The sequence below is a fragment of the Actinacidiphila guanduensis genome, assembly GCF_900103985.1.
In the GTDB taxonomy this organism is placed as follows: Bacteria; Actinomycetota; Actinomycetes; order Streptomycetales; family Streptomycetaceae; genus Actinacidiphila; species Actinacidiphila guanduensis.
This window is the reverse complement of record NZ_FNIE01000006.1, coordinates 49,253-72,007: the sequence shown is the minus strand read 5'-3', so window position 1 is coordinate 72,007 and position 22,755 is coordinate 49,253. Positions and strand designations below refer to the sequence as shown.

The window sequence follows — 22,755 nt, the reverse complement described above, 5'->3', positions numbered from 1 at the left end:
CGTCTCCCTTCCCGGCGCCCCGCGCGGCGATTCGCAGTGGACGGCGGCCTTCCGGCGCGGTATCACTGAAGGGTGCAGACGAACACCCGTTCGAACAGCAGGGAGCAGGCGATGCCACGCCCCGACCACATCCGTGCCCTGCACGCCGCGCTGCTGACCGCCGCGCGCGGCCTGCCCGTCTTCCCGCTGTCCCGGACGAAGCTGCCGGCGATCCGCTCCCCGCACCGCGACGAGCCCCGGGCGGCCGACTGCCGGGGCGAGTGCGGCCGCCCCGGCCACGGCGTCCACGACGCGAGCACCGACCCGGCCGTCATACGGGCGCTGTTCGCCGTCGCGCCCTGGGCGACGGGGTACGGCGTGGCCTGCGGCACCGCCCCGCACTTCCTCGTCGGCCTCGACCTCGATGTGAAGCACGGTGCGGACGGGGCGGCCGCGCTGGCCGCCCTGGCCGAAAGCCGACGGTTCGCGCTGCCGGAAACCGTTTGCGTGCGCACCCCCTCCGGTGGCCGCCACCTGTGGCTGACCGCACCCGGCCCGGTGCCCAACTCCGTGGGCCGGCTGGCTCCCGGCATAGACGTGCGCGGCGCCGGTGGCTACCTGGTGGGCCCCGGCTCGCGCACCGTGGCCGGCCACTACCTGCTGGAGCCCGGCACCCGGCAGCACCGGTTCGCCGCCGTCCCGCCGGAACTGCTCGCGCTGCTGGAGCCGCCGTCCGCCCCCCAGGAGGCGCGGCACCGGGGATCGCGCCACCCGGCCGAGCGCCGGGCCTCGGCTCTGGTGCGCTTCGTGCTGGACTCGCGGGAAGGGGAGCGCAACGGGCGGCTGTTCTGGGCGGCCTGCCGGGCCTACGACGCGGGGGTGGGGGACGCGCTGGCGCCGGCACTGGTCACGGCGGCGGTCCACATCGGGCTGAGCGAGCGGGAGGCGGCCGCGACGGTGGCCTCCGCCGGCCGCCTCCGGGCGTCCATGGTGCCCGGAGCCGGACTCGAACCGGCACGCCCCCCGAGGGGCAGCGAGGTTTAAGCTCGCCGTGTCTGCGTTCCACCATCCGGGCCGGCGGGGCGCTATGAAAGCGTATCCGGGTTGGGGGTCGCGAACAGGACGGCCAAGTGGCCATGTTGTCTTATTTTAGGGGTTACTGACGGGCCGTCATCTCCGTGCCCGACCTCCCGCCGCACCCCAAGCCGGTATCCCGGCAGCCCCCGCCCGCACGTACACGTGACGTGAATTCGCTCAGCGCAACCGGCGACCGCCCGGCCCCGTCGCCCCTGCGACCTGCAAGTGCAGGGCGCGGGGGCGACGGGGCGGCGCGCGGGGTGGCGCAGCAGCGTGCGGGCGGGGGCCCGGAAGGGCCCGGGCGGTGTCGGCCGGGGTGGCGGTTCACCGCCGTTCGCGGACGCTCCCGGGACGGCTTCAGGACAGCCACGCCGTCCTGGTAGCCGGCAGCCCCGCCAGGCCGCCGGGCTCGGTGCGCACCGCCATCACCTGGTTGACGCCGATGCTGTTGCGTTCGAAGGAGATCGCCGAGGCGGCCATGTAGAGCCGCCACACCCGGGCCCGCCCGGCGCTGGTCGCCGCCACCGCCTGCTTCCAGTGGGCCTCCAGGTTCGCCACCCAGGCGCGCAGGGTGCGCCCGTAGTGCTCGCGCAGCGCTTCCACGTCGCGCACTTCGAACCCCGCCTCCTCCAGCCGGCTCACCGTGGTGCCCACCGGCGACAGCTCCCCGTCGGGGAAGACGTAGCGGTCGATGAACTCGTCGATGCGGTACTCCTCCTCGTCCTGCAGCGGGCGCCGGGCGATCTGGTGGTTGAGCAGCCGGCCGCCTGGCCGCAGCAGGGCGTACAGGGCGCGCGCATACTCCAGGTAGCGCTCGGAGCCCACGTGTTCGGCCATGCCGATGGAGGAGATCGCGTCGTAGGGGCCGTCCCTGACGTCGCGGTAGTCCTGGACGCGGATCTCGATCCGGTCGGTCAGGCCCGCCTCGGCCACCCGCTTGCGCGCGTAGGCGGCCTGCTCGGCCGACAGGGTGATGCCGGTGGCCCGCACCCCGTACTGCTCGGCGGCGTGCAGCACCATGGAGCCCCAGCCGCAGCCGACGTCCAGCAGGCGCTGCCCCTCGCGCAGCCCGAGCTTGCGGCAGACCAGGTCGAGCTTGGCCCGCTGGGCCTCCTCGAGGGTGGTCTCCGGCCGCTCCCACACCGCGCAGGAGTACACCATCGACGGGCCGAGGACGTACTCGTAGAAGGCGTTGCCGACGTCGTAGTGGTGCGAGATCGCCGCCTTGTCGCGGCTCCTGGTGTGCGCCAGACCGCTGCGGCGGCGGGCCTCCTCCGGCGGGGGCGAGGGCGGCAGGCCGGGCCCGGCCAGCGTCAGGGCGCTGCGCAGCAGCCGGTAGGTGGCGGGGTCGCGCAGCGCGGTCAGCGCCTTGCGGGCGCTCTCCGCCCGGCCGGCCGGCGGCTCGGCGGGCCCGCCGGCCTCGGTGCCGCGCTCCCAGATCAGGTCGGAGAGCACGTCGAGCGCGGCGAACAGGTCGCCCTCGATGTCCAGTTCGCCGGCCACCCACGCTCTGGCCAGGCCGAGTTCCCCCGGCCGCCACAGCAGCCGGCGCAGGGCGCGCCGCTTGCGGAAGACCAGGGCGGGTGCGTGGGCGGGGCCGGCCTCGCTGCCGTCCCAGGCGCGGATGCGCAGGGGGAACGGGACGGACAGGGCGTGTTCGGCGATGTCACGGATGCGGTGAGCGGCGTCGGGCATGGCTCCGAGCGTACGACCGGAATTCGCCGCGGGGACCGCTGACGCGCAAATTACATTGCGGATACACCTAGTTGGCCACCTGCTTGCGCCGGAAGGGGCGGTTTGCCCGTGTGCGCAGGTGACCGCGGGAAGGCGCGGCGATCCGGAACCCGAGGACGGCCCCGGACGCGCGGAAGGGCGCCCGCACCACGGATGGCGGACGCCCTTCGGCAGCTGTGCGGCCCCTTAGGAGGCGACCTTCGTCTTGGGTGCCTCGGTGCTGTCGGGCTTCTGAGCGGCGGGCGCCGGGCGGGCGGCCTCGTAGAACTCCTCGCGGGGGTTCTCGATGGCGCCGAGCGAGACGACCTCGCGCTTGAGGAACATCCCCAGCGTCCAGTCGGCGAAGACCCGGATCTTGCGGTTCCAGGTCGGCACGGCCAGGCCGTGGTAGCCACGGTGCATGTACCAGGCCAGGCGGCCCTTGAGGCGGATCTTGCGCTTGCCGACGACGATCATCGCGACGCCCTTGTGCACGCCGAGCCCGGCGACGGCGCCCTTGTTGGCGTGCTTGTACTCGCTCTGCGGGAAGCCGCGCATCCCGGAGACCACGTTGTCGCCGAGCACCTTGGCCTGGCGCAGCGCGTGCTGCGCGTTCGGCGGGCACCAGGCGCCCTCGCCCGCGGCCAGGTCCGGGACCTGGGCGTTGTCGCCCGCGGCCCAGATGTAGTCGGTGCCCTTGACCTGCAGGGTCGGCGCGGTGTCCACGTGGCCGCGCGGACCGAGCGGCAGGCCGAAGCGGGCCAGCGCCGGGTTCGGCTTCACACCCGCGGTCCACACGATGGTGGAGGCGTCGACCTCGAGCCCGTTGGCGAGCACCACGTGCTTGTCGACGCACGACGCCATCGACGTGCTCAGGTAGACCTCGATGCCCCGCTCCTGCAGGTGCTCCAGGCCCCACTTGCCGAGCTGCGGGCCGACCTCGGGGAGGATCTTGTCCGCGGCGTCGACGAGGATGAAGCGCATGTCCTCGCGCTTGACGTTCGGGTAGTACTTCGCGGCGTCGCGGGCCATGTCCTCGACCTCGCCGATGGTCTCGGCACCCGCGAAGCCGCCGCCGACGAAGACGAAGGTGAGCGCCTTGCGGCGGATCTCCTCGTCGGTGGTGGAGTCGGCCTTGTCCAGCTGCTCCAGGACGTGGTTGCGCAGGCCGATGGCCTCCTCCACGCCCTTCATTCCGATGCCGTTCTCGGCCAGGCCGGGGATCGGGAAGGTCCGGGAGACCGCGCCGAGCGCGATCACCAGGTAGTCGAAGGGCAACTCGTAGGACTCGCCGACGAGGGGCTCGACCACGGCGACCTTGCGGTCCTGGTCGATGGTGGTGACGCGGCCGGTGAGCACCTCGGCCCCGGGCAGCACGCGTCGCAGCGGGACGACGACATGCCGCGGGGAGATGCTGCCTGCTGCGGTTTCGGGAAGGAAGGGCTGGTACGTCATGTACGAGCGCGGGTCGACGACCGTGACGGTCGCCTCGCCGTACCGCATCTTCTTCATGATGCGACGCGCCGCGTACAGGCCGACGTAACCGCCGCCTACGACGAGAATCCGTGGACGCTCCGTGGTGCTCATGCTTTGAGTATCCAGTACGCCCGGGGGCGTACCTCGTGAGCCCCTTCACAAGGGTCTGGACACCTTGTGGTACCCTGCGCGCCTTCATGTGGCGGGGGCAAGGGTGCGGCTCGGGTGCCCCGCCGCCTCCCGCCGTTATACACGGCGCTGAGCAGCGCCGATCGGCCCGGGCCCCCGCCGGGCGGCTGCTCCAGGGGTACTGCCGCAACATGGCTGAAACACCGACAGGCCAGTGAATCAAGGGGATTTGGGCCCTGGAGCCTTGGAAAGTTGGGCCACCGGACCGGAACTTCATGTGAAGAGTTTCACAAAGGTTTTCCGGTGTCCGGGTCCCGGACGGCGCGCCAGGACCCGCAGGGGTGCTCACCAGGGGTGTTGTCCTCACACGTGAGCACCCCGGACGGCGTACTCCCCGGGGAGTAGGGACCCTACCGGCCCCGGTGGGTGGCGCCCTCCCCGGCGCCCCGCTCCGCGGAGTCCGCGGCCGGTCCGGGCGCCGGCTCGCCGCCCCGGTCCGGCGTCTGCTCGGGAGGCCGTTCCCCGTCCTGTTCCTGCTCGGGGGCCTGCTCCGCCGCCTGTCCGGCCGCCGGCTGAGGGGCCGGCTCCCCGTGCGGGTGCTCCTCGCCCACCGGACGCCGCCGGCGCCGCTTGAGCAGCGCCCAGCGGCCGCGTGCCTCCGCGGCCTCGGCGTGGGCCGCGGTGACCTCGGTACCGCCCTCGGAGGCCGCCTCCGCGGCCGCCTGGGCGACCGGCAGGAAGCCCTCGCCGCGCTGCACGTCGGGGCGCTCGTCGGCCTCGGGCCACAGCCCCAGCGAGGCGCACAGCGTCGGCAGGACGGCCATCGCGGCGGTCGCGTACCCCTCCGCCGACGGGTGGAAGTTGTCGGGACCGAACAGCTCGCGCGGCCGGGCCTCGAACTCCGGGCCCAGCAGGTCGCCGAGCGAGACCGTCCGCCCGCCCAGGCCCACCACCGCGATGGTCTGCGCCGCCGCCAGCTGCCGGCTCGCCCGCCGGGCCAGCCAGCGCAGCGGCTGGTAGACCGGTTCCACCGAGCCCAGGTCGGGGCAGGTGCCCACGACGACCTCGGTGCCGGCAGCGCGCAGCCGCCGCACCGCGTCCGACAGCAGCCGCACCGAGGTGGCCAGCGGCATCCGGTGCGTGACGTCGTTCGCCCCGATCATCACCACGGCCACGTCCGGGGGCGGCGAGGCGGGGTCGAGCAGCAGCGAGACCTGGCGCTCCAGGTCGTCGGACTGGGCGCCGGGCTGTGCCACGTTCACCAGCCGCACCGGCCGCTCGGCCACCGCCGCCAGTCCCGAGGCGAGCAGCGCCCCCGGCGTCTCCCGGGCCCGCCGCACCCCCTGCCCGGCCGCCGTGGAGTCGCCCAGGAAGCCCAGCCGCAGCACCCGTTCGTCGCCGCGGCGGGCGAACGCCGAGCCGTAGCGGCCGTCGGCCCGCGGTGGCACGTCGCCCGAGCCGCCCACCACCCGCTTGGCCAGCCGCGCCTCGGTCAGCAGCAGCCCGACCGCCGCGCCGCCGAGCAGGCCGATGCCGCCCCCGCCGTAAGCGGCGGCGGCCGCGATCCGCCGCGCCACCCTCGCTCTCGACACCGTCCCGGCCACTTCCAGGGGATTCATCCGCTCACCTGTCTGCTCGCTGCCTGCTTGCTGCCCGCTGCCGTCCGCCTGCCTCCTCGCCGTCCGGGAGACCACTACCCAGGTCAACGCCGATCGCTCCCCAGGCGTTGCGGCCGGGCGCACGCGGGTCCCCGCGGGCCCCGCCCGACCCGCCGTCCCCGCCCGCCCCGCAGGCCGGGCCGGATCCGCCGGGCAGGCCCTAACCTGGGGTCACCATCACGGAGAACCCGGAGACACACGGTGCAGTTTCACGACTCGATGATCAGCCTCGTCGGCAACACCCCGCTGGTGAGGCTCAACAGCGTGACCGAGGGCATTGCGGCCACCGTCCTTGCCAAGGTCGAGTACTTCAACCCGGGCGGCTCGGTGAAGGACCGGATCGCCCTGCGCATGATCGAGGCCGCCGAGGAGAGCGGGCAGCTGCGGCCCGGCGGCACCATCGTGGAGCCCACCTCGGGCAACACCGGCGTCGGCCTCGCCATGGTCGCCCAGCGCAAGGGCTACCACTGCATCTTCGTCTGCCCGGACAAGGTGTCGACGGACAAGATCAACGTCCTGCGCGCCTACGGTGCCGAGGTCGTGGTCTGCCCGACCGCCGTGGACCCGGGCCACCCCGACTCGTACTACAACGTCTCCGACCGCCTGGTGCGTGAGACGCCCAACGCCTGGAAGCCCGACCAGTACAGCAACCCGAACAACCCGCTGTCGCACTACCACTCCACCGGCCCCGAGCTGTGGAAGCAGACCGACGGCCGGATCACCCACTTCGTGGCCGGCGTCGGCACCGGCGGCACCATCTCCGGCACCGGGCGCTACCTGAAGGACGTCAGCGAGGGCCGGGTCCAGGTGATCGGCGCCGACCCCGAGGGCTCGGTCTACAGCGGCGGCTCCGGGCGGCCCTACCTGGTGGAGGGCGTCGGCGAGGACTTCTGGCCGAGCGCCTACGACCGCGAGGTGGCCGACCGGATCGTGGCCGTCTCCGACAAGGACTCCTTCCAGATGACCCGCCGCCTCGCCCGCGAGGAGGGGCTGCTGGTCGGCGGCTCCTGCGGCATGGCCGTGGTCGCCGCCCTGGAGGTCGCCTCGGGGCTCGGCCCGGACGACGTGGTCGTCGTCCTGCTGCCCGACAGCGGCCGCGGCTACCTGTCGAAGATCTTCAGCGACGAGTGGATGGGCTCCCACGGCTTCCTGGACGAGGGCGAGGGCGAGCCCCGGGTCGCCGACGTCCTGGCGCACAAGGACGGCGGGCTGCCCAACCTGGTCCACATGCACCCCGAGGAGACGGTCGGCCAGGCCATCGAGGTGCTGCGCGAGTACGGCGTCTCGCAGATGCCCGTGGTCAAACCGGGCGCCGGACACCCCGACGTCATGGCCGCCGAGGTGATCGGCTCGGTGGTCGAGCGCAGCCTGCTGGACGCCCTGTTCAACAAGCGCGCCACCCTGGAGGACCCGCTGGAGCTGCACATGTCCCCGCCGCTGCCGCAGGTCGGCTCCGGCGAGCCGGTCGGCGACCTGATGTCGGTGCTGGAGGGCGCGGACGCGGCGATCGTGCTGGTCGAGGGCAAGCCGACCAACGTCGTGAGCAGGCAGGACCTGCTCGGCTTCCTCGCCGGACACGGCGGTTCGTGACGGCTTTCGGGCCTTTCCCGAACTGGTACACCCGTGTCACGTCCACGCAGCACGCGCTTAACAAGGCTCCGGCAGATTGAGTGGTGTCGAAAGGCGGACGGTCCACCGGCCGCCCCGGCACACCAGCGGCGCCAAGGCTTCCGGAGCGGCTCCCGGACTCCATGGTGACCCCGGACGCGCGCGCCCGGCCCTGACCCGGCCCGCGTCCCCGGCGAGGACCGCCGTCGTCCCGCCCCCCGGCTACGGCCCGGGGGTGCGGCGGTCCTCGCCCATCCCTTTTTCCGGCTCTCGGGTTTCCGGTTCTCCGGCCCCCCTGCCGGCGGTGTCACGCCCAGTCGTCGTCGTCCTTCTCGTGGGGCCTGCGGGTCAGGCACTGGGCGAGGTTGACGCCCACGATGCCGGCCCAGGCGATCAGCAGGCCCGCGGTGTGGGCGCTGGCGGCGGCGATGGCCGACAGGGGGATGGCCAGCACCAGGGTGACGCCCGCGAAGCCGTAGCGGGCGAAGCGCGGGCTGGACCGCGGGGGACCGATGGGACGGCGGTCCGCGCGGGCGAAAGACGTCTGCTGCTGGGCCAGTTCGCGCCGCACCCGCTGCTCCACACGGCTGTCGACGCGTTCGGCCACCTTGTCCATGAACGAGTCGACGAGTTCCGACTCGTACTCCGCCCCGAGGTCCTTGCGCGCCTGCAAGGTGGCGGAGAGTTCCTTCTTCAGTTCCGGGTCGCGGGCGTCCATGGGGCCACGTTAGGGCGGCGGGCCGTGGCCGACACTGGGGTTAGCCCCCTAATCTCCCTGGGGTCTGCCGTCTGCGTGGAGGACCCCGATGCCGTACGCGCCCCTGCTCACCGCCCTGCACGGGGACACCGACCGGCCCGACGCTCTGCGCCTGTCCGGCCGGACCTGCTCGTACGAGGAACTGCTCGGCGCCGCGGGCGCGGTGGCCCGCCGCGCGGACGGCCTGGCCGCCCTGGCGGTCGAGGCGGCGCCCACCCTGGAGACGGCGGCCGCGGTGGTCGGCGGGCTGCTGGCGGGCGTTCCCGTGGTGCCCGTGGCCCCCGACGCCGGGCCGGACGAGCGCGATCACGTCCTGGGTGACTCGGGCGCGCAGTTCGTGCCCGTCGACTTCGCCGAGCGGGCGGACTTCGCCGCGGAGCCCCGCGGCGGGACCGCGCTCGTGCTCTACACCTCGGGCACCACCGGCCCGCCCAAGGGCGTCCTGGTCTCCAGGGCGGCGATCGCCGCCGACCTGGACGCCCTTGCGGCGGCCTGGGAGTGGACCGCCGAGGACACCCTGGTGCACGGCCTGCCGCTCTTCCATGTGCACGGCCTGGTGCTCGGCCTGCTGGGCGCCCTGCGCACGGGCAGCGCCCTGGTGCACACCGGCCGGCCCACCCCGGAGGCGTACGCGGCCGCGGGCGGCACCCTCTACTTCGGGGTCCCGACCGTGTGGCACCGGGTGGTGCGCGAGGAGGCCGCCGCCAAGGCGCTCGCCCCGGCCCGCCTCCTGGTGTCGGGCAGCGCCCCGCTGCCGGTGCCGGTCTTCGAGGCCCTGCACGCGCTGTCGGGCCACCGGCCCGTCGAGCGCTATGGGATGACCGAGACCCTGATCACGGTGAGCGCCAGGGCGTCGGGGGAGCGCGTCCCCGGCGCGGTCGGCACCCCGCTGCCGGGGATCGCCACCAGGGTGGCGGACCCGGTGGACGGGATCGGCGAGCTGCAGCTGACCGGGCCCACCCTCTTCGACGGCTACCTGGGGCGCCCGGAGGCCACCGCGGCCTCGTACACCGAGGACGGCTGGTTCCGTACCGGGGACATCGCCGCAGTGGCGGCGGACGGCACCCACCGGATCGTCGGCCGTGCCTCCACCGACCTGATCAAGTCAGGCGGCTACCGGATCGGCGCTGGCGAGGTGGAGAACGCGCTGCTCGCCCATCCGGCGGTACGCGAGGCCGCCGTGGTGGGCGCCCCGCACCCGGACCTGGGCCAGCAGATCGTCGCCTACGTGGTGGCCGACGGCGTGGCCGCCCAGGAGCTCACCGACTTCGTCGCCTCCCGGCTGTCGGCGCACAAGCGGCCGCGGGCCGTGCGCTTCCTCGCCGAGCTGCCGCGCAACGCCCTCGGCAAGCCGCAAAAGCGGTTGCTGCCACCCCTGTGACCGCGATACGGATGGGTTCCGTAGCGGGCGGCACGGAGCCGGTACCCGGCCGTTCCGGGCCGATTTCCGGCGGCACGCCGCCGCGGCCGGGGGGCGAACTTGCTCCTTGCCGGTCGGCAAGTAGGATCTGGGCCACAACCCCACCCCATATGAAAACCGCCCGGGCGGCGCGCAGCTCCGCCCGGATCGCCGATACCCGGGTTCCGCTCCGAAGGGTGGCGGTGATACGTCCTGCCATGGAGGCAGCACCGCATGTTCCACCGCATCGGGCGCACCGTCGTCCGCCATCCCGTATGGACGATCGTCGCGTGGCTCATCGCAGCCGTCGCGATCATCGCCACGGCCCCGAGCCTGCCGTCCAACAGTGACGAGAGCAGCTTCCTGCCGAGCAGCTACGAGTCCATCAAGGCGATGGACCTCCAGGAGAAGGCCTTCCCGCAGGCCTTCACGCCGGCCGCCATCGTGCTCTACCAGCGCGCCGACGGCGGGCAGCTGACCGCCGCCGACAAGGCGGACATCTCCCGGATCACCACCGACCTGGGCAAGAAGGGCATCGACCAGGTCCAGAAGGTGGTTGCCGGCGCGCCGTCCAAGGACGGCAAGTACGACACCGCCCTGGTCCAGATGGACAAGAAGTCGACCGGTCAGCCCAAGCAGGCCGACGCCGCCAAGGCGCTGCGCTCCGACTCGACCGACCTCGCCAAGGGCACGCACCTGAAGGTGCAGGTCGGCGGTCAGGCGGCGCAGAACCTGGACCAGCAGGACGCGGGCAAGACGTCCGACGCCGTGGCGCTCGTCGGCTCCCTGCTGATCATCATCGTCACCCTGTCGATCATCTTCCGGTCGCCACTGGTGGCGATCATGCCCCTTGTGCTGCTCGTCGGCGTGGTCTTCACCGTCGCCAACGCGCTCATCGCGGACGCCACGAAGGTCTTCGGCCTCCAGGCGAACAGCTCGATCTCGGCACTGCTCATCGTGGTGGTGCTCGGCGTCGGCACCGACTACTTCCTGTTCCTGATGTTCCGCTACCGGGAACGGCTGCGAGCAGGTGACGAGCCGAAGCAGGCGATGATCAACAGCGTCACCAGGGTCGGCGAGGCCATCGCCTCGGCGGCCGGCGCGGTCATCATCGCCTTCTGCGCCCTGGCGCTGTCCACGCTGAGCTTCCTCACCCAGCTCGGCCCGGCCCTGGCGATCCTGGTGGCGGTCACGCTCCTCGCGGGCCTGACGCTCTTCCCGGCGATCTGCTCGCTGATCCCGCCGCGGGCGCTGTTCTGGCCCGGCAAGAAGTGGAACCAGGAGCCGCCCGGCACCCGCTACGCCTCGGTGGGCCGCCTGGTGGGCCGCAAGCCCGCGCTCGTGGCCGTCGTCTCCGGCCTGGTGATGCTGGTACTGGCGATCGGCACCTTCGGCTACAAGGCGTCCTACGACCTGGCCTCGGGGTCCATCCCCAAGACCAAGGAGTCGATGGTCGTCCAGGACACCCTGCAGAAGGCGTACTCCGCCGGCGCCGCCGAGCCGACCAACGTCTACCTCAACAGCACCGACGGCAAGCCGCTGAACAGCGCGGACTTCGCCACCTTCGAGTCGAAGCTGAAGGGCGCCAAGGGCGTCGCCGAGGTCGCCTTCGACGCGAAGAAGGACGTCAACAAGGCGGGCACCACCGCCAACTACACGGTGACGCTGAAGTACGAGGCGTCCAGCGACCCGGCGATCGCGGCCGTGGGCGATATCCGCTCGGTCGCGCACGCCAACGCGCCGCAGGGCTCCGAGGCGCTGGTCGGCGGCACCTCGTCGGTGTTCAAGGACATCAACGCGGCCGTGAACCACGACTACCGCACGGTCTTCCCGGTCGCGGCCGTCCTGATCATGGTGATCCTGGGGTTGCTGCTGCGCAGCGTGGTCGCGCCCTGGTACCTGATCGCGTCGGTCGGCCTCGGCTTCGGCGCGACACTGGGCACCACGGTGTGGATCTTCGGCCGGGGCGACGGGCTGATCTTCCTGCTGCCGATCATCATGTACCTGTTCGTGGTGGCGATCGGCACGGACTACAACATCCTGATGATCGCCCGCCTGCGGGAGGAGGCGCGCGAGGGCCGGCAGCCGCGTGAGGCGGCCAGCGAGGCGCTCAAGCACGCGGGTCCGACGATCGGCGCGGCCGGCTTCATCCTGGCCGCGACCTTCGCCACGCTGATGCTCTCGGGCAACGACTTCCTGACCGAGATGGGCTTCACCGTCGCGTTCGGCATCGTCGTGGCCGCCTTCGTGATGGCGATGTTCTTCACCCCGAGCCTCACCGCGCTGATCGGGCACGCCGCCTGGTGGCCCGGCCACGCGGACCGCGCGGGGCAGGGCTCGTCGAAGGACGGGTTCGGTCCCGGCTCGGGCGGACCGCGGGGTGCGGCGGAGCTGGACGAGTCGGGACGGCGCTGAGTCGGCATCCGAGCCGGTGCCGGTCGGTTGCCGGTCCGAAGCTTGAAACGAAGCCCGGGGCGGTGCTGACCCGGCGCTGAGCCGGGCTTGACCAGGGCTGTTGCCGGCTGGTGCCGGGTTATCCACAGGGGCCGGGCAGGTGATGATCACCTGCCCGGCCCTTCGGCTACGCTGGCGGAGCCGGGTGAATGCGGAGAGTGATCGTGCGGGCAGAGGGAGCGCGCACGGGGCCTCCGCAGGCCGGCGTTGACGGACGGTGCCGGCAGGCGGCGCCGACGGGAATTCGGTGAGCGGCCCGGGGAGGCTGAGATGGGAGTTGTCACCGCGTCTGCGGGAGGCGGGTCGGCGGCGCTGTGCTGGACGTCCTTCGAGGCGGCGGCCCGGCAGGGGTGGCGGTGCGCGGAATGCCGGCAGGGCGCGCCGGCGGCGCCCATACGCGGGGCCGACGCGCCGGCGCTGCTCCGCCAGGCCGTCACCGTCCACGGCTTGCACGCCGAGGCTGCCGATCCGTACCAACACTGCTCGGGTGTGCGCGCGATATCCGGCCTGGGTCGCGGTGCTCGCGGCCGGGCGCGGGCCCGTGCTTGCCGGACTGCATATCCTCATGCAGAGTCTTGCTCTGTGAATAGATCCACCGGCGGCGCCCGCGGGCGCACCCGCCGGGTGGACCGGACCGGGGATGGGCAGCCATGGGCGGCGTGGACGACGGCAGCGGCGACGTAGGGGACGGGGCGGGGCCGAACACGGCCCCCGGGTCCGGCGCGGCCGCCGGGCACGACGGCGAACAGGCCGGCCGGCGCGGCCGCGCGGGCGGCGGGCAGGGGCACGGCGGCCCGGCACCAGGGGCCCGGCACGGAGTTCGCAGGGAAGGGGCAGCGGGTGGCGAGTGGACGGGAGAAGGGGCCGCGCAGGGCGAGCGAACGGAAGGGGACGAGCGCGGCGATCGGGTCGATCAGGCCGGGCCGGGTGAGCACGGCGGGCAGGGTGAAGGGGCCGGGCCGGGTGAGCACGGCGGCGGCTCCGCGCGGCTGCTGAAGCTCTTCGAGGCGCACCGGCTCACCCCGACGCAGCGGCGGATCGCGCACTGCCTGGTGCGCAGGGCGGACGACGCGCCGTTCCTGTCCAGCGTGGAGGTGGCCGAGCTGGCCGGGGTGAGCCAGCCCTCGGTGACCCGGTTCGCGGTGGCGCTCGGCTTCGACGGGTACCCGGCGCTGCGCCGGCACCTGCGGGAGGTCGCGCCCGCGGCGGGCCCGCCGGGTGCGGCGGCGCTGAACGAGTACCAGCAGGCGGTGCAGGCCGAGATGGAGAACCTGCGGCACCTGTCGGAACTGCTCGCCGACCCGGCGCCGGTGGCCAGGGCGGGCGCGGTGCTGGCCGCGTCCCGGCCGCTGCCGGTGCTCGGGCTGCGGGCGGCCGGCGCGCAGGCCCGCGGGTTCGCCTACTTCGCGGCGAAGGTCCACCCCGACGTGCGGCTGCTGGAGGAGGGCGGCACGATGCTGGCCGACCGGGTGGACGCCGCCGTGCGGGCGGGCGCGAGCGCCCTGCTGTGCTTCGCGCTGCCCCGCCACCCGCGCGAGGTCGTGGACGCGCTCGGCTACGCCCGCGGTGCCGGGCTGACCGTGGTGACCGTCGCCGACAGCGCCTTCGCGCCCGTGGCCGCGCACAGCGACCTGCTGCTCCCGGCGGCGGTCGGCACCGGCCTGGCCTTCGACACCGCCTGCGCCCCGATGCTGCTCGGCCGCGTCCTGCTGGAGTCGATGTGCGACGCCCTGCCCGAGGCGCAGTCGCGGCTGGAGGAGTTCGACGCCAAAGCGGCGGCCCGCGGCCTGTTCGCGGACTGAGCGGGGCTCAGCGGGACGAACGGGCCACGGGCCGCGGTGGCTTGACGCCGCGTTGGGCGCCGGAACGCCGGGCTGCCGGGTTCCGGGTCAGGCGGTGGCGCGGCTCCTGCGGCTGCGGACGACCAGGAAGGCCGCGCTGCCGAGGGCGAGGCAGGCGGCGCCGCTCCAGAGCAGGGTCATCGTGCCGTTGCTGCCGGTGGAGGCGAGCGAACCGGTGGCGCCGGAGTCCGAGCCGCCGGTGCTGCCGCCCGACAGGGCGGTCCGGGTGGCGGAGTCGGTGCCGGGCTGGTTGCCGGTGCCGGCCGAGGCCGCGGTGGTGCTGCCCGTGCTGCCGCCGGTGGTGGTGCCGCCGGGCACGTGCACGGTGAAGTGGCCGGTGCTGTTGTCGGTGTCGGTGTCGTAGGGCGGGCGGCCGCCGTAGGCGAGTTGGGGCACCACTTCACCGGTGGTGGTGGCCGGGGCGTCGGCGTCCACCTTCACGGTGAAGGTGAGCTTCTCGGTGTGGCCGGCGTCGAAGGGCTGGTCGAGGTCGCAGATGTACTGGGGGGCGCCGAGGGCGGGCTCGCCCTTGCCGCCGCCGGTCCACGGGCCGCAGGAGGAGGGCACCTTGGTCGCGGTGGTGCCCTTCGGGATGTCGACCAGCAGGCTGAGCTGGTCGTCACTGGTGAACAGGTCCACCGAGGCGGGGCCGTTGTTCGTGACCGTGGCTGTGAGCGTGGCCTCGGTGCCGGGCGCGGCCGTCACGGTGTCGCCGGTGACGGCGAGGTCGGCGGTGTTCTCGGCGTCGATGATCCACTCGTCGTGCGTCTGGCCGCTCTTGGGCGCGGTGCCGTCGGGGACGAGGGAGAGCGTCGGGCCGCCGTCGGTCTTCGCCGCGGAGGGCACCGCACTGCCGGTGGAGGTCGCCTGATAGCTGAGGAACTCGAACAGCGCGGAGTCCTTGACCTTCAGCTTCAGCGGCGTGGACAGGGCGTACTTCTTGCCCGGCTCCAGCGGGGTGTCGAAGTGGCAGACGGCGTCCTCGACCGTCTGGCCCCAGCTGTCGTCGACCACGGCCGTGCCGTAGGCGCAGTTGGCGTAGTGCTGGGCGAAGGAGAGGCCGGGGGAGATCGCGAACCGGTAGTCCACACCGGTGGAGGTGAGCGAGCCGGTGTTGGCGACGGTCAGCGGCGCGCTGACGGTGCCGCCCGGCGTCACGTCCTCCAACTGCGTGCGTGCGCCGACCACCAGGCCGACCTGGCCGACCGTCACCTTGACCGTGTAGCTCTTCAGCGTCGCGTCCGAGGCGGTGCCGGTGATGACGGCGGTGCCCGTGTCGCCGAGGTGGGCGCCGGACTTCGCCTTGATGTCGACGATGCCGCCGGTGCCGTGCCCGTCCACCTCGTCGTGCGTGAAGGTGCACAGCCCGGCCGTGCAGTAGCCGTCCGAGGTGTCGGCGAAGGAGGAGATGCCGGTGATGTCCACCGTGACGCTGACGTCGTGGATCGTGTCGCCCTGCGTGTCCAGGCCCCAGCTGATCTGCCCCTCGTCGTCCGGCGGCAGGGCGAGGCCGACCGGATTCGTGGCGGTCAGCTGGAGCGTCGGCCCGGTGTCGGCGTGTGCCGGGACGGCGGTGAGCGCGCCGCCGAGCAGCGCGGCGGCCGCCGCTGCCGTCGCGGCCGCCCAGCGGCGCCAAGTGCGGTTCCTCATATAAGGGTCCCCCCACGTTCTTGCGGATGTTGCTGTCAGGACACCCAGTGGGACCGGTGGGGTGGGGTGAAGGTTGCACGGATCACGACGGGCATTGGCGGCCGCTCCCGCGCCGGTCCCGCGCCGGCCCCTGAGCGGAGGCTGCGACGGGCCGCCCGTACGACGGCCGCGCTCGCCGGAGCCCGTGGCAGGAAGGGCCGTGCGGTCCATGTGCCGCTCACCCCCACTGCTTTCCGGAACCCTTCCGGGCCGGCGTCCCGCTCTCACGGAAATCTGAGATTGACGAAGTAACCTCCCTCCCCGCACACAGCGGCAGGGCGCGGTCGCCCCGCAGGAGCGGCGGCCGCGGGACGGAAGGGAGCGGGAAGTGGTGCGCGGGCCCTACACATTGGCGCGGGTGGCGGTGACGGTACGCGCGGCGGCGGCCTGGTGGTGGTGGGCGGGCGTGGTCGCCGCGCTGCCCGGGCTCGCGGTCACGTTCGGCCCGACGGGGCGGCGGATCGGGGTGCTGTCGGGAGCCGCGCTGTTCGTCGTGGCGCTGGTGGTCACCGCCCTGGCCCGCGGCGGGCGGCACAAGGCGCGGGCACGCGCGGCCTCGCGCGCCGCCAAGAGCGTCTTCCTGCAGGACCGCCGCATCACCGCCCGGGCCTGGCTGCGCCGCCGCAGGTGGTGGCTGCTGCTGGCGTTCGTGCTGGCCGCCGCGTCCAACGTGGCCCTGCCCTGCGCGGGCGGCATGCTGCTGGGCGGTGTCGGCGCCGGACTGTGGATCAGGTCCCGCCGGCTGGCCCGGATCGAGCGCGCGGCCGATGCGCTGCTGTGGTTCCGCCCCGACGGCGACCCCGCGAACTACCAGCTCACGGGTATCGCCGCGGGCGACGCCGCCCCGGGCGGCGGCCCCCGCCGCCACCGCTGACCGGGGAGGTTGACCGGGGCTGACCGGGGAGGGCTGATCAGGGCCCGGGCCGGGGAGGCCGGCCCGGGCACGACCGGCGGAAGGCGGCCACGGTGGTCCGCCCGCCTGGGGAAGCCGTCTGTGAAATCCCTGAATTTCGCCGCGGCCGCGCCGGATCGCCCGCGCGCCCGCCGCGCCGGACGACCTGCGGGCTCACCGCGCCGGACCGCTGGCGGGCCGCGGTGGCGGCTACGCGCCCGTCCGCCGCAGCGGAGGAAGGCCGCCGCCGCTCTCCGCGACAACCTCCGCCTCGGTCTGCGCGGCCCGCACCAGGGCAAAGCGGACGCTGCCGTCCGGCAGGACGGTGTAGCCGTGGACCGCCGGGCGGGGGAGCGAGTTGTAGGCGAAGTGGTTGGAGAAGTAGTAGGCGCCGGTGTCCAGGAGGGCCACGTGGTCGCCGGACTCCAGGAGCGGCAGCGCGCGGCCCTTGGCGACCAGGTCGCCGGCGAAGCAGCAGGGCCCGGCCACGTCCTGCACGACCGGCTCACCGCTCTTCTCGCGGCCCTTGGCGTCCAGCGCCAGGACGCGGATCGGCCAGGCGTCGGGCACGAACACCGTCCGGGTCGCCACTTGGGCGCCCGCGTGGGTGACCGCTATCGGCCGCCCCCCGGCGGACTTGGCGTACTCCACGCGCGCCAGCACCGTGCCGTTCTTGGCCAGCAGCGAGCGGCCGAACTCGGTGACGATGCCGTACCGCCCGTCGAAGAGCCCGGGCACCTCGGCGCGCAGCACCCGCGCGTAGTCGGCGAAGGCGGGTGCCGTCTCGTCGGAGCCGAAGTTGACCGGCAGGCCGCCGCCGATGTCGAGCACGGTGATCTGCTGCCGCCCGGCCGCCGCGTTGACCTGCTCGGCGAGTTCGTAGGCCGCCTTCACGCCCGCCGCCATCAGCTCCAGCGGCACTCCTTGCGAACCGGTGTGCGTGTGCAGGCGGTTCAGCCGGGGCCGCTCGGCGTAGGCGCGCAGCACCCACGCGGTGGCGCCGTCGTCGCGCAGGGCGACGCCGAACTTCGAGGTGGCCGTCGCCGTGCTCATCGCACCGATGCTGCCGCCGCCCACCTGCGGGTTCACCCGGAGGCCGATCGGCGAGGCCGAAGGCGTACCGCCCGCGGCCGCGCGCAGCGCGTCGATGCGCTCCAGCTCCTGCGGGTTGTCGGCGTTGACCGCGATGCCGAGCGCGAGCGCCTCGCGCAGTTCCTGCACCGTCTTGGCCGGCGAGTCCAGCACCGTGCGGTCCGCCGGGATGCCCGCCGCGCGGGCCAGCGCCAGCTCGCCGGGACTGGCGACCTCCGCGCCGAGCCCGCACTCGCCGAGCAGCGCGAGCACCGGCACCAGGGAGGCGGCCTTCACCGCGAAGGTGTGGGTGACCGCCACCCCCGGTGTGTCGAAGGCCGCGTGCAGCGCCGCAGCCGACTGCTCGATGCCCGTGACGTCGAGCAGGCCCACCACCGGCTCCGCCGGCCCGGCCAGCCCCTGCTCCACCGCGGCCCGCAGCGCGTGGCCCCGCCGTATCCCCAGCTCATCCGTCATGCCGGCCATCCCACCATCATGCCGTTCCGGACCGGCACCCGGGTCCTGTTGACTAGCGCTATTCAGCTGGTCAGGATGTGAATAGTTTTCGCCACACGGAACGGCGGACCAGGGCGGCGGGGGCACCCCGCCGCGGCCGCGGCCCTTCCCGGCGACCGATCGCCACGACGAGGAGGCTTGCCCGATGACGGGACCGAGGCCGGTCCGCGCGCCGCGCGGCACGGAGCTGAGCGCTCAGGGATGGCAGCAGGAAGCGGCGCTGCGGATGCTGCAGAACAACCTCGACCCCGAGGTCGCCGAGCACCCCGACAAGCTCGTCGTCTACGGCGGCAGCGGCAAGGCCGCCCGCGACTGGAACTCCTTCGATGCCATGGTGCGCACCCTGCGCGGCCTGAAGCAGGACGAGACCATGCTCGTGCAGTCCGGCCGCCCGGTCGGCGTCATGCAGACCCACGAGTGGGCCCCGCGTGTGCTGATCGCCAACTCCAACCTGGTGGGCGACTGGGCCACCTGGGAGGAGTTCCGCCGCCTGGAGGCGCTCGGCCTGACGATGTACGGGCAGATGACCGCCGGCTCGTGGATCTACATCGGCACCCAGGGCATCCTCCAGGGCACCTACGAGACCTTCGCCGCCGTCGCCGACAAGCGCTTCGGCGGCTCGCTCGCGGGCACCATCACCCTGACCGCCGGCCTCGGCGGCATGGGCGGCGCCCAGCCGCTGGCCGTCACCATGAACGGCGGCGTCGTCATCTGCGTCGACTGCGACCCGCGGGCCATCGAGCGCCGGATCGGCCACCGCTACCTCGACGTGCGGGCCGACTCCCTGGAGCACGCCCTGCACCTGGCCACCGAGGCCCGCGACGCGCGCCGCCCGCTGTCCATCGGCGTGCTGGGCAACGCCGCCGAGGCGGTGCCGCATCTGCTCGCCATGGGCGCGCCCATCGACATCGTCACCGACCAGACCTCCGCGCACGACCCGCTGGCCTACCTGCCGCTGGGCGTGGACTTCGCCGACATGGCCGCCCTCGCCGCCGACAAGCCCGCGGAGTTCACCGCCCGCGCCCGGGAGTCGATGGCCCGCCACGTGGAGGCCATGGTCGGCTTCCAGGACGCCGGCGCCGAGGTCTTCGACTACGGCAACTCCATTCGCGGCGAGGCGCAACTGGCCGGCTACGAGCGGGCCTTCGCCTTCCCCGGCTTCGTCCCTGCCTACATCCGCCCGCTGTTCTGCGAGGGCAAGGGCCCCTTCCGGTGGGCCGCGCTGTCCGGCGACCCCGCCGACATCGCCGCCACCGACCGCGCCATCCTCGACCTCTTCCCGGAGAACGAGTCGCTGGCCCGCTGGATCCGGCTGGCCGGTGAGCGGGTGCACTTCCAGGGCCTGCCCGCGCGCATCTGCTGGCTCGGCTACGGCGAGCGCGACAAGGCCGGCGAGCGGTTCAACGAGATGGTCGCCGACGGCACGCTGAAGGCCCCGATCGTCATCGGCCGCGACCACCTGGACACCGGCTCGGTCGCCTCCCCCTACCGCGAGACCGAGGGCATGCTCGACGGCTCCGACGCCATCGCCGACTGGCCGCTGCTCAACGCCATGGTCAACGTCGCCTCCGGCGCCTCCTGGGTCTCCATCCACCATGGCGGCGGCGTCGGCATCGGCCGCAGCATCCACGCCGGGCAGGTCACCGTGGCCGACGGCACGGCGCTGGCCGGCGAGAAGATCCGCCGCGTGCTCACCAACGACCCCGGCATGGGCGTCATCCGGCACGTGGACGCCGGGTACGAGCGGGCCGAGGAGATCGCCGCCGAGCGCGGGGTGCGGGTGCCGATGCGCGAGGACGGGCAGGAGTGAGCGGGCCGCAGCGCGGCGCCACCGGGCAACAGGGCGAGGGCGCGGACCGGCACGGCACCACCCCCGGTTCACCGGGCGCGGCGCCCGACTCCTTCCGGACGATGTGGCGCGACCTCGCGGGCATCGGCCGGCACCCCTCCTCCGGCGGCTACCGCCGCTTCGCCTGGACCGCGGCCGACACCGACTGCCGGGCCTGGTTCGAGGAGCAGGCCCGCGCCCGCGGCCTGGCCTACGAGGTGGACCGCAACGGCAACCAGTGGGCCTGGCTCGGCGACCCCGCCGCCGGGGACGCGGTCGTCACCGGCTCGCACCTGGACTCGGTGCCCGACGGCGGGGCCTTCGACGGCCCGCTCGGCGTGGTGTCCGCCTTCGCGGCGGTGGACGAGCTGCGGGCCCGGGGCGCGGACCCGAACAAGCCGCTGGCCGTGGTCAACTTCGGCGACGAGGAGGGCGCCCGCTTCGGACTCGCCTGCGTGGGCTCGCGCCTGACGGCCGGTCAGCTCGACGTCGAGCGCGCCCGCGAGTTGCGCGACGCCGACGGGGTGAGCCTGCCGCAGGCCATGGAGCGCGCGGGCCGGGACCCCGAGGCGATCGGCCCCGACCCCGAACGCCTCGCCCGCGTCGGCGCCTTCGTCGAACTGCACGTGGAGCAGGGCCGTGCCCTGGACCTCGGCGGCCACCCGGTCGGCGCCGCCTCGGCGATCTGGCCGCACGGGCGCTGGCGGTTCGACTTCCGCGGCGAGGCCAACCACGCGGGCACCACCCGCCTGGAGGACCGTCGCGACCCCATGCTCACCTACGCCACCACGGTGCTGGCCGCCCGCAAGAAGGCCCGGCTCGCGGGAGCGCTGGCCACCTTCGGGAAGGTCGCGGTGGAGCCCGGTGGCGTCAACGCCATCGCCTCCCTGGTGCGCGGCTGGCTCGACTCCAGGGCGGCCGACGAGCAGACCCTCGCCGAGGTGGTGACCGCGATCGAGCAGACCGCCAGGGAGCGCGGGCAGCGCGACGGCGTCACCGTGGATGTGGTGCGCGAGTCCTTCACCCCCGTGGTGGAGTTCGCCCACGAGCTGCGCGACACCGTGGCCGCCCTGGCCGGCCGCGGCCGGCCCGTCCCGGTGCTGCCCACCGGCGCCGGGCACGACGCCGGCATCCTCTCGGCCCGGGTGCCCACCGCGATGCTGTTCGTGCGCAACCCCACCGGGGTCTCGCACGCCCCGGCCGAACACGCCGCCGAGGACGACTGCGCGGCCGGCGTCACCGCGCTCGCCGACGTACTGGAGGGCCTCGCGTGCCGGTGACCTACTGGCTGGAACACGCCTGGCTCGACCCGCAGGTCGCCTCCGGCGTGCTGGTCACCGCCGACGGGGGCCGGATCACCAAGGTGCGCACCGGCACCCCGGCCCCGCCACCCGGAGCCACCGCCCTGCACGGCCTGACCCTGCCGGGCCTGGCCAACGCGCACAGCCACGCCTTCCACCGCGCGCTGCGCGGCACCGCCCAGGCCGGCCGCCTCGAGGACGGGACCCGGGGAACAGGGCCCGGGCACCAGGCGCCCACCTCCTTCTGGACCTGGCGCGAGGTCATGTACGCGACCGCCCGCAGCCTCACCCCCGACTCGTACTTCGCACTCGCCACCGCCGTCTACGCCGAGATGGCGCTGGCCGGCATCACCTGCGTCGGCGAGTTCCACTACCTGCACCACCAGGGGGACGGCACGCCCTACGCCGACCCCAACGCCATGGGCGAGGCCCTGATCGCGGCCGCCGCCGAGGCGGGCATCCGCATCACCCTGCTCGACACCGCCTACCTCCGCGGCGGCCTCGGCCCGGACGGCCACCTGCCGCTGGAGGGCGTGCAGGCACGCTTCGGCGACGGCACCGCCGACCGCTGGTACGACCGCTGGTCCCGCCTCAAGGGCGCCGCGCACGCCCGGATCGGCGCCGCCGTGCACTCGGTGCGGGCCTTCGCAGAGGAGGACGGCTACGCCACTTTCGCCGAGCGCACCAGCGGCGTGCCCGTCCACGTCCACCTCTCCGAGCAGCCCGCCGAGAACGAGGCGTGCCTGGCCCGCTACGGCCGGACCCCCGCCCGGCTCCTCGCCGACCACGGCTTCTGGGGCCCGCACACCACCGCCGTGCACGCCACCCACCTCACGGACACGGACATCGACCTCCTCGGCGGCGCCGGCAGCACGGTGTGCATGTGCCCCACCACCGAACGCGACCTCGCCGACGGCATCGGCCCCGCGCCCGCCCTCCAGCGGGCCGGCAGTCCGCTGAGCCTGGGCAGCGACAGCCACGCCGTGATCGACCTGCTGGAGGAGGCGCGCGCGATGGAACTGGACGAGCGGCTGCGCACCCGCGCCCGCGGCCACTGGACCGCGGCCGCCCTGCTGCGCGCGGCCGGCGCCGACGGGCACGCCTGCCTGGGCTGGCCCGAGGCGGGCCGCATCCGGCCGGGCGCGCTCGCCGACCTCACCACGATCGCGCTGGACTCGGTACGGACCGCGGGGCCGCCACCCGGACTCGCGGCCGAGACCGCGGTATTCGCCGCGAGCGCGGCCGATGTGCGGCACACCGTGGTGGGCGGGCGGCACGTCGTGGCCGACGGGCGGCACCGGCTGGTGGACGATGTGCCCGCGGCCCTGGCCGCCGCGATCGCCGCCACCCGCGGCTGAGCGGCCCGT

14 protein-coding genes, 1 tRNA gene and 1 pseudogene are annotated in these 22,755 nt (G+C 74.0%); 9 read left to right on the top strand and 7 right to left on the bottom strand.

Going from position 1 to position 22,755, the window contains the following annotated elements:
- Window positions 1–111: 111 nt before the first annotated feature.
- Window positions 112–642 (top strand): annotated as a pseudogene (locus BLR33_RS37135) (bifunctional DNA primase/polymerase); the annotation flags it as partial.
- Window positions 643–967: 325 nt separating this feature from the next.
- Here BLR33_RS37135 and BLR33_RS14510 read toward each other — a convergent pair.
- The 4 genes from BLR33_RS14510 to BLR33_RS14495 form a co-directional block, all read right to left on the bottom strand.
- Window positions 968–1,054, bottom strand: a tRNA-Leu gene (locus BLR33_RS14510).
- Window positions 1,055–1,413: 359 nt separating this feature from the next.
- Window positions 1,414–2,751 carry an SAM-dependent methyltransferase gene (locus BLR33_RS14505; RefSeq protein ID WP_093784867.1) on the bottom strand — a complete coding sequence of 446 codons (1,338 nt, stop codon included), beginning with the start codon at window positions 2,749–2,751 and terminating at the stop codon, window positions 1,414–1,416.
- A 225-nt stretch (window positions 2,752–2,976) separates the two neighbouring features.
- A complete protein-coding gene (locus BLR33_RS14500; RefSeq protein ID WP_093784866.1) occupies window positions 2,977–4,356 on the bottom strand; it encodes an NAD(P)/FAD-dependent oxidoreductase in 1,380 nt (459 codons plus the stop codon).
- 428 nt (window positions 4,357–4,784) lie between these two features.
- The gene (locus BLR33_RS14495; RefSeq protein WP_176930270.1) at window positions 4,785–5,993 is read right to left on the bottom strand and encodes an SGNH/GDSL hydrolase family protein; all 1,209 of its coding nucleotides are present in this window, start codon (window positions 5,991–5,993) and stop codon (window positions 4,785–4,787) included.
- A gap of 240 nt (window positions 5,994–6,233) precedes the next feature.
- Between BLR33_RS14495 and BLR33_RS14490 the strand changes: the two genes are divergently transcribed.
- Window positions 6,234–7,622 carry a cystathionine beta-synthase gene (locus BLR33_RS14490; protein ID WP_093784864.1) on the top strand — a complete coding sequence of 463 codons (1,389 nt, stop codon included), beginning with the start codon at window positions 6,234–6,236 and terminating at the stop codon, window positions 7,620–7,622.
- A 325-nt stretch (window positions 7,623–7,947) separates the two neighbouring features.
- Here BLR33_RS14490 and BLR33_RS14485 read toward each other — a convergent pair whose 3' ends face one another.
- Entirely contained in the window at window positions 7,948–8,358 is a 411-nt protein-coding gene (locus BLR33_RS14485) for a hypothetical protein (RefSeq protein ID WP_093784863.1), read from the bottom strand.
- A gap of 88 nt (window positions 8,359–8,446) precedes the next feature.
- Here BLR33_RS14485 and BLR33_RS14480 point away from each other — a divergent pair, with 88 nt between their 5' ends.
- From BLR33_RS14480 to BLR33_RS14470, 3 genes are all read left to right on the top strand, one after another.
- Window positions 8,447–9,778, top strand: a complete 1,332-nt coding sequence (locus BLR33_RS14480) for an AMP-binding protein (RefSeq protein WP_093784862.1) — start codon at window positions 8,447–8,449, stop codon at window positions 9,776–9,778.
- Window positions 9,779–10,030: 252 nt separating this feature from the next.
- Window positions 10,031–12,211 carry an MMPL family transporter gene (locus tag BLR33_RS14475; RefSeq protein ID WP_093784861.1) on the top strand — a complete coding sequence of 727 codons (2,181 nt, stop codon included), beginning with the start codon at window positions 10,031–10,033 and terminating at the stop codon, window positions 12,209–12,211.
- Between the two features lie 1,028 nt (window positions 12,212–13,239).
- Window positions 13,240–14,052, top strand: coding sequence for a MurR/RpiR family transcriptional regulator (locus tag BLR33_RS14470; protein ID WP_093785181.1), 813 nt, complete (start codon window positions 13,240–13,242; stop codon window positions 14,050–14,052).
- Between the two features lie 87 nt (window positions 14,053–14,139).
- Here the strand turns inward: BLR33_RS14470 and BLR33_RS14465 are convergent, their stop codons facing one another.
- Window positions 14,140–15,741 carry an LPXTG cell wall anchor domain-containing protein gene (locus BLR33_RS14465; RefSeq protein WP_107408882.1) on the bottom strand — a complete coding sequence of 534 codons (1,602 nt, stop codon included), beginning with the start codon at window positions 15,739–15,741 and terminating at the stop codon, window positions 14,140–14,142.
- Between the two features lie 397 nt (window positions 15,742–16,138).
- Here BLR33_RS14465 and BLR33_RS14460 point away from each other — a divergent pair, with 397 nt between their 5' ends.
- Window positions 16,139–16,654: a hypothetical protein gene (locus tag BLR33_RS14460; protein WP_245771408.1), complete on the top strand. Its 516-nt coding sequence runs from the start codon at window positions 16,139–16,141 to the stop codon at window positions 16,652–16,654.
- A 228-nt stretch (window positions 16,655–16,882) separates the two neighbouring features.
- Here the strand turns inward: BLR33_RS14460 and BLR33_RS14455 are convergent, their stop codons facing one another.
- Window positions 16,883–18,220 carry a type III PLP-dependent enzyme domain-containing protein gene (locus BLR33_RS14455; RefSeq protein WP_093785180.1) on the bottom strand — a complete coding sequence of 446 codons (1,338 nt, stop codon included), beginning with the start codon at window positions 18,218–18,220 and terminating at the stop codon, window positions 16,883–16,885.
- Between the two features lie 184 nt (window positions 18,221–18,404).
- Here BLR33_RS14455 and hutU point away from each other — a divergent pair, with 184 nt between their 5' ends.
- The 3 genes from hutU (at window position 18,405) to BLR33_RS14440 (ending at window position 22,746) form a co-directional block, all read left to right on the top strand.
- Window positions 18,405–20,069: a urocanate hydratase gene (gene hutU / locus BLR33_RS14450; RefSeq protein ID WP_093784858.1), complete on the top strand. Its 1,665-nt coding sequence runs from the start codon at window positions 18,405–18,407 to the stop codon at window positions 20,067–20,069.
- A 101-nt stretch (window positions 20,070–20,170) separates the two neighbouring features.
- Window positions 20,171–21,367 (top strand): allantoate amidohydrolase, encoded by a 1,197-nt coding sequence (locus BLR33_RS14445; protein WP_093785179.1) that lies wholly within the window; start codon window positions 20,171–20,173, stop codon window positions 21,365–21,367.
- Window positions 21,358–22,746 carry a formimidoylglutamate deiminase gene (locus BLR33_RS14440; protein ID WP_093784857.1) on the top strand — a complete coding sequence of 463 codons (1,389 nt, stop codon included), beginning with the start codon at window positions 21,358–21,360 and terminating at the stop codon, window positions 22,744–22,746. The genes BLR33_RS14445 and BLR33_RS14440 overlap by 10 nt, the downstream gene beginning before the upstream one ends.
- Window positions 22,747–22,755 lie beyond the last annotated feature (9 nt).

What these genes read in the sequence shown, in the direction of transcription:
- BLR33_RS14505 (WP_093784867.1), bottom strand. Translation starts at nt 2,751, where the DNA reads ATGCCCGACGCCGCTCACCGCATCCGTGACATCGCCGAACACGCCCTG.
- BLR33_RS14500 (WP_093784866.1), bottom strand. Translation starts at nt 4,356, where the DNA reads ATGAGCACCACGGAGCGTCCACGGATTCTCGTCGTAGGCGGCGGTTAC.
- BLR33_RS14495 (WP_176930270.1), bottom strand. Translation starts at nt 5,993, where the DNA reads ATGAATCCCCTGGAAGTGGCCGGGACGGTGTCGAGAGCGAGGGTGGCG.
- BLR33_RS14485 (WP_093784863.1), bottom strand. Translation starts at nt 8,358, where the DNA reads ATGGACGCCCGCGACCCGGAACTGAAGAAGGAACTCTCCGCCACCTTG.
- BLR33_RS14480 (WP_093784862.1), top strand. Translation starts at nt 8,447, where the DNA reads ATGCCGTACGCGCCCCTGCTCACCGCCCTGCACGGGGACACCGACCGG.
- BLR33_RS14475 (WP_093784861.1), top strand. Translation starts at nt 10,031, where the DNA reads ATGTTCCACCGCATCGGGCGCACCGTCGTCCGCCATCCCGTATGGACG.
- BLR33_RS14465 (WP_107408882.1), bottom strand. Translation starts at nt 15,741, where the DNA reads ATGAGGAACCGCACTTGGCGCCGCTGGGCGGCCGCGACGGCAGCGGCG.
- BLR33_RS14455 (WP_093785180.1), bottom strand. Translation starts at nt 18,220, where the DNA reads ATGACGGATGAGCTGGGGATACGGCGGGGCCACGCGCTGCGGGCCGCG.
- hutU (WP_093784858.1), top strand. Translation starts at nt 18,405, where the DNA reads ATGACGGGACCGAGGCCGGTCCGCGCGCCGCGCGGCACGGAGCTGAGC.
- BLR33_RS14445 (WP_093785179.1), top strand. Translation starts at nt 20,171, where the DNA reads ATGTGGCGCGACCTCGCGGGCATCGGCCGGCACCCCTCCTCCGGCGGC.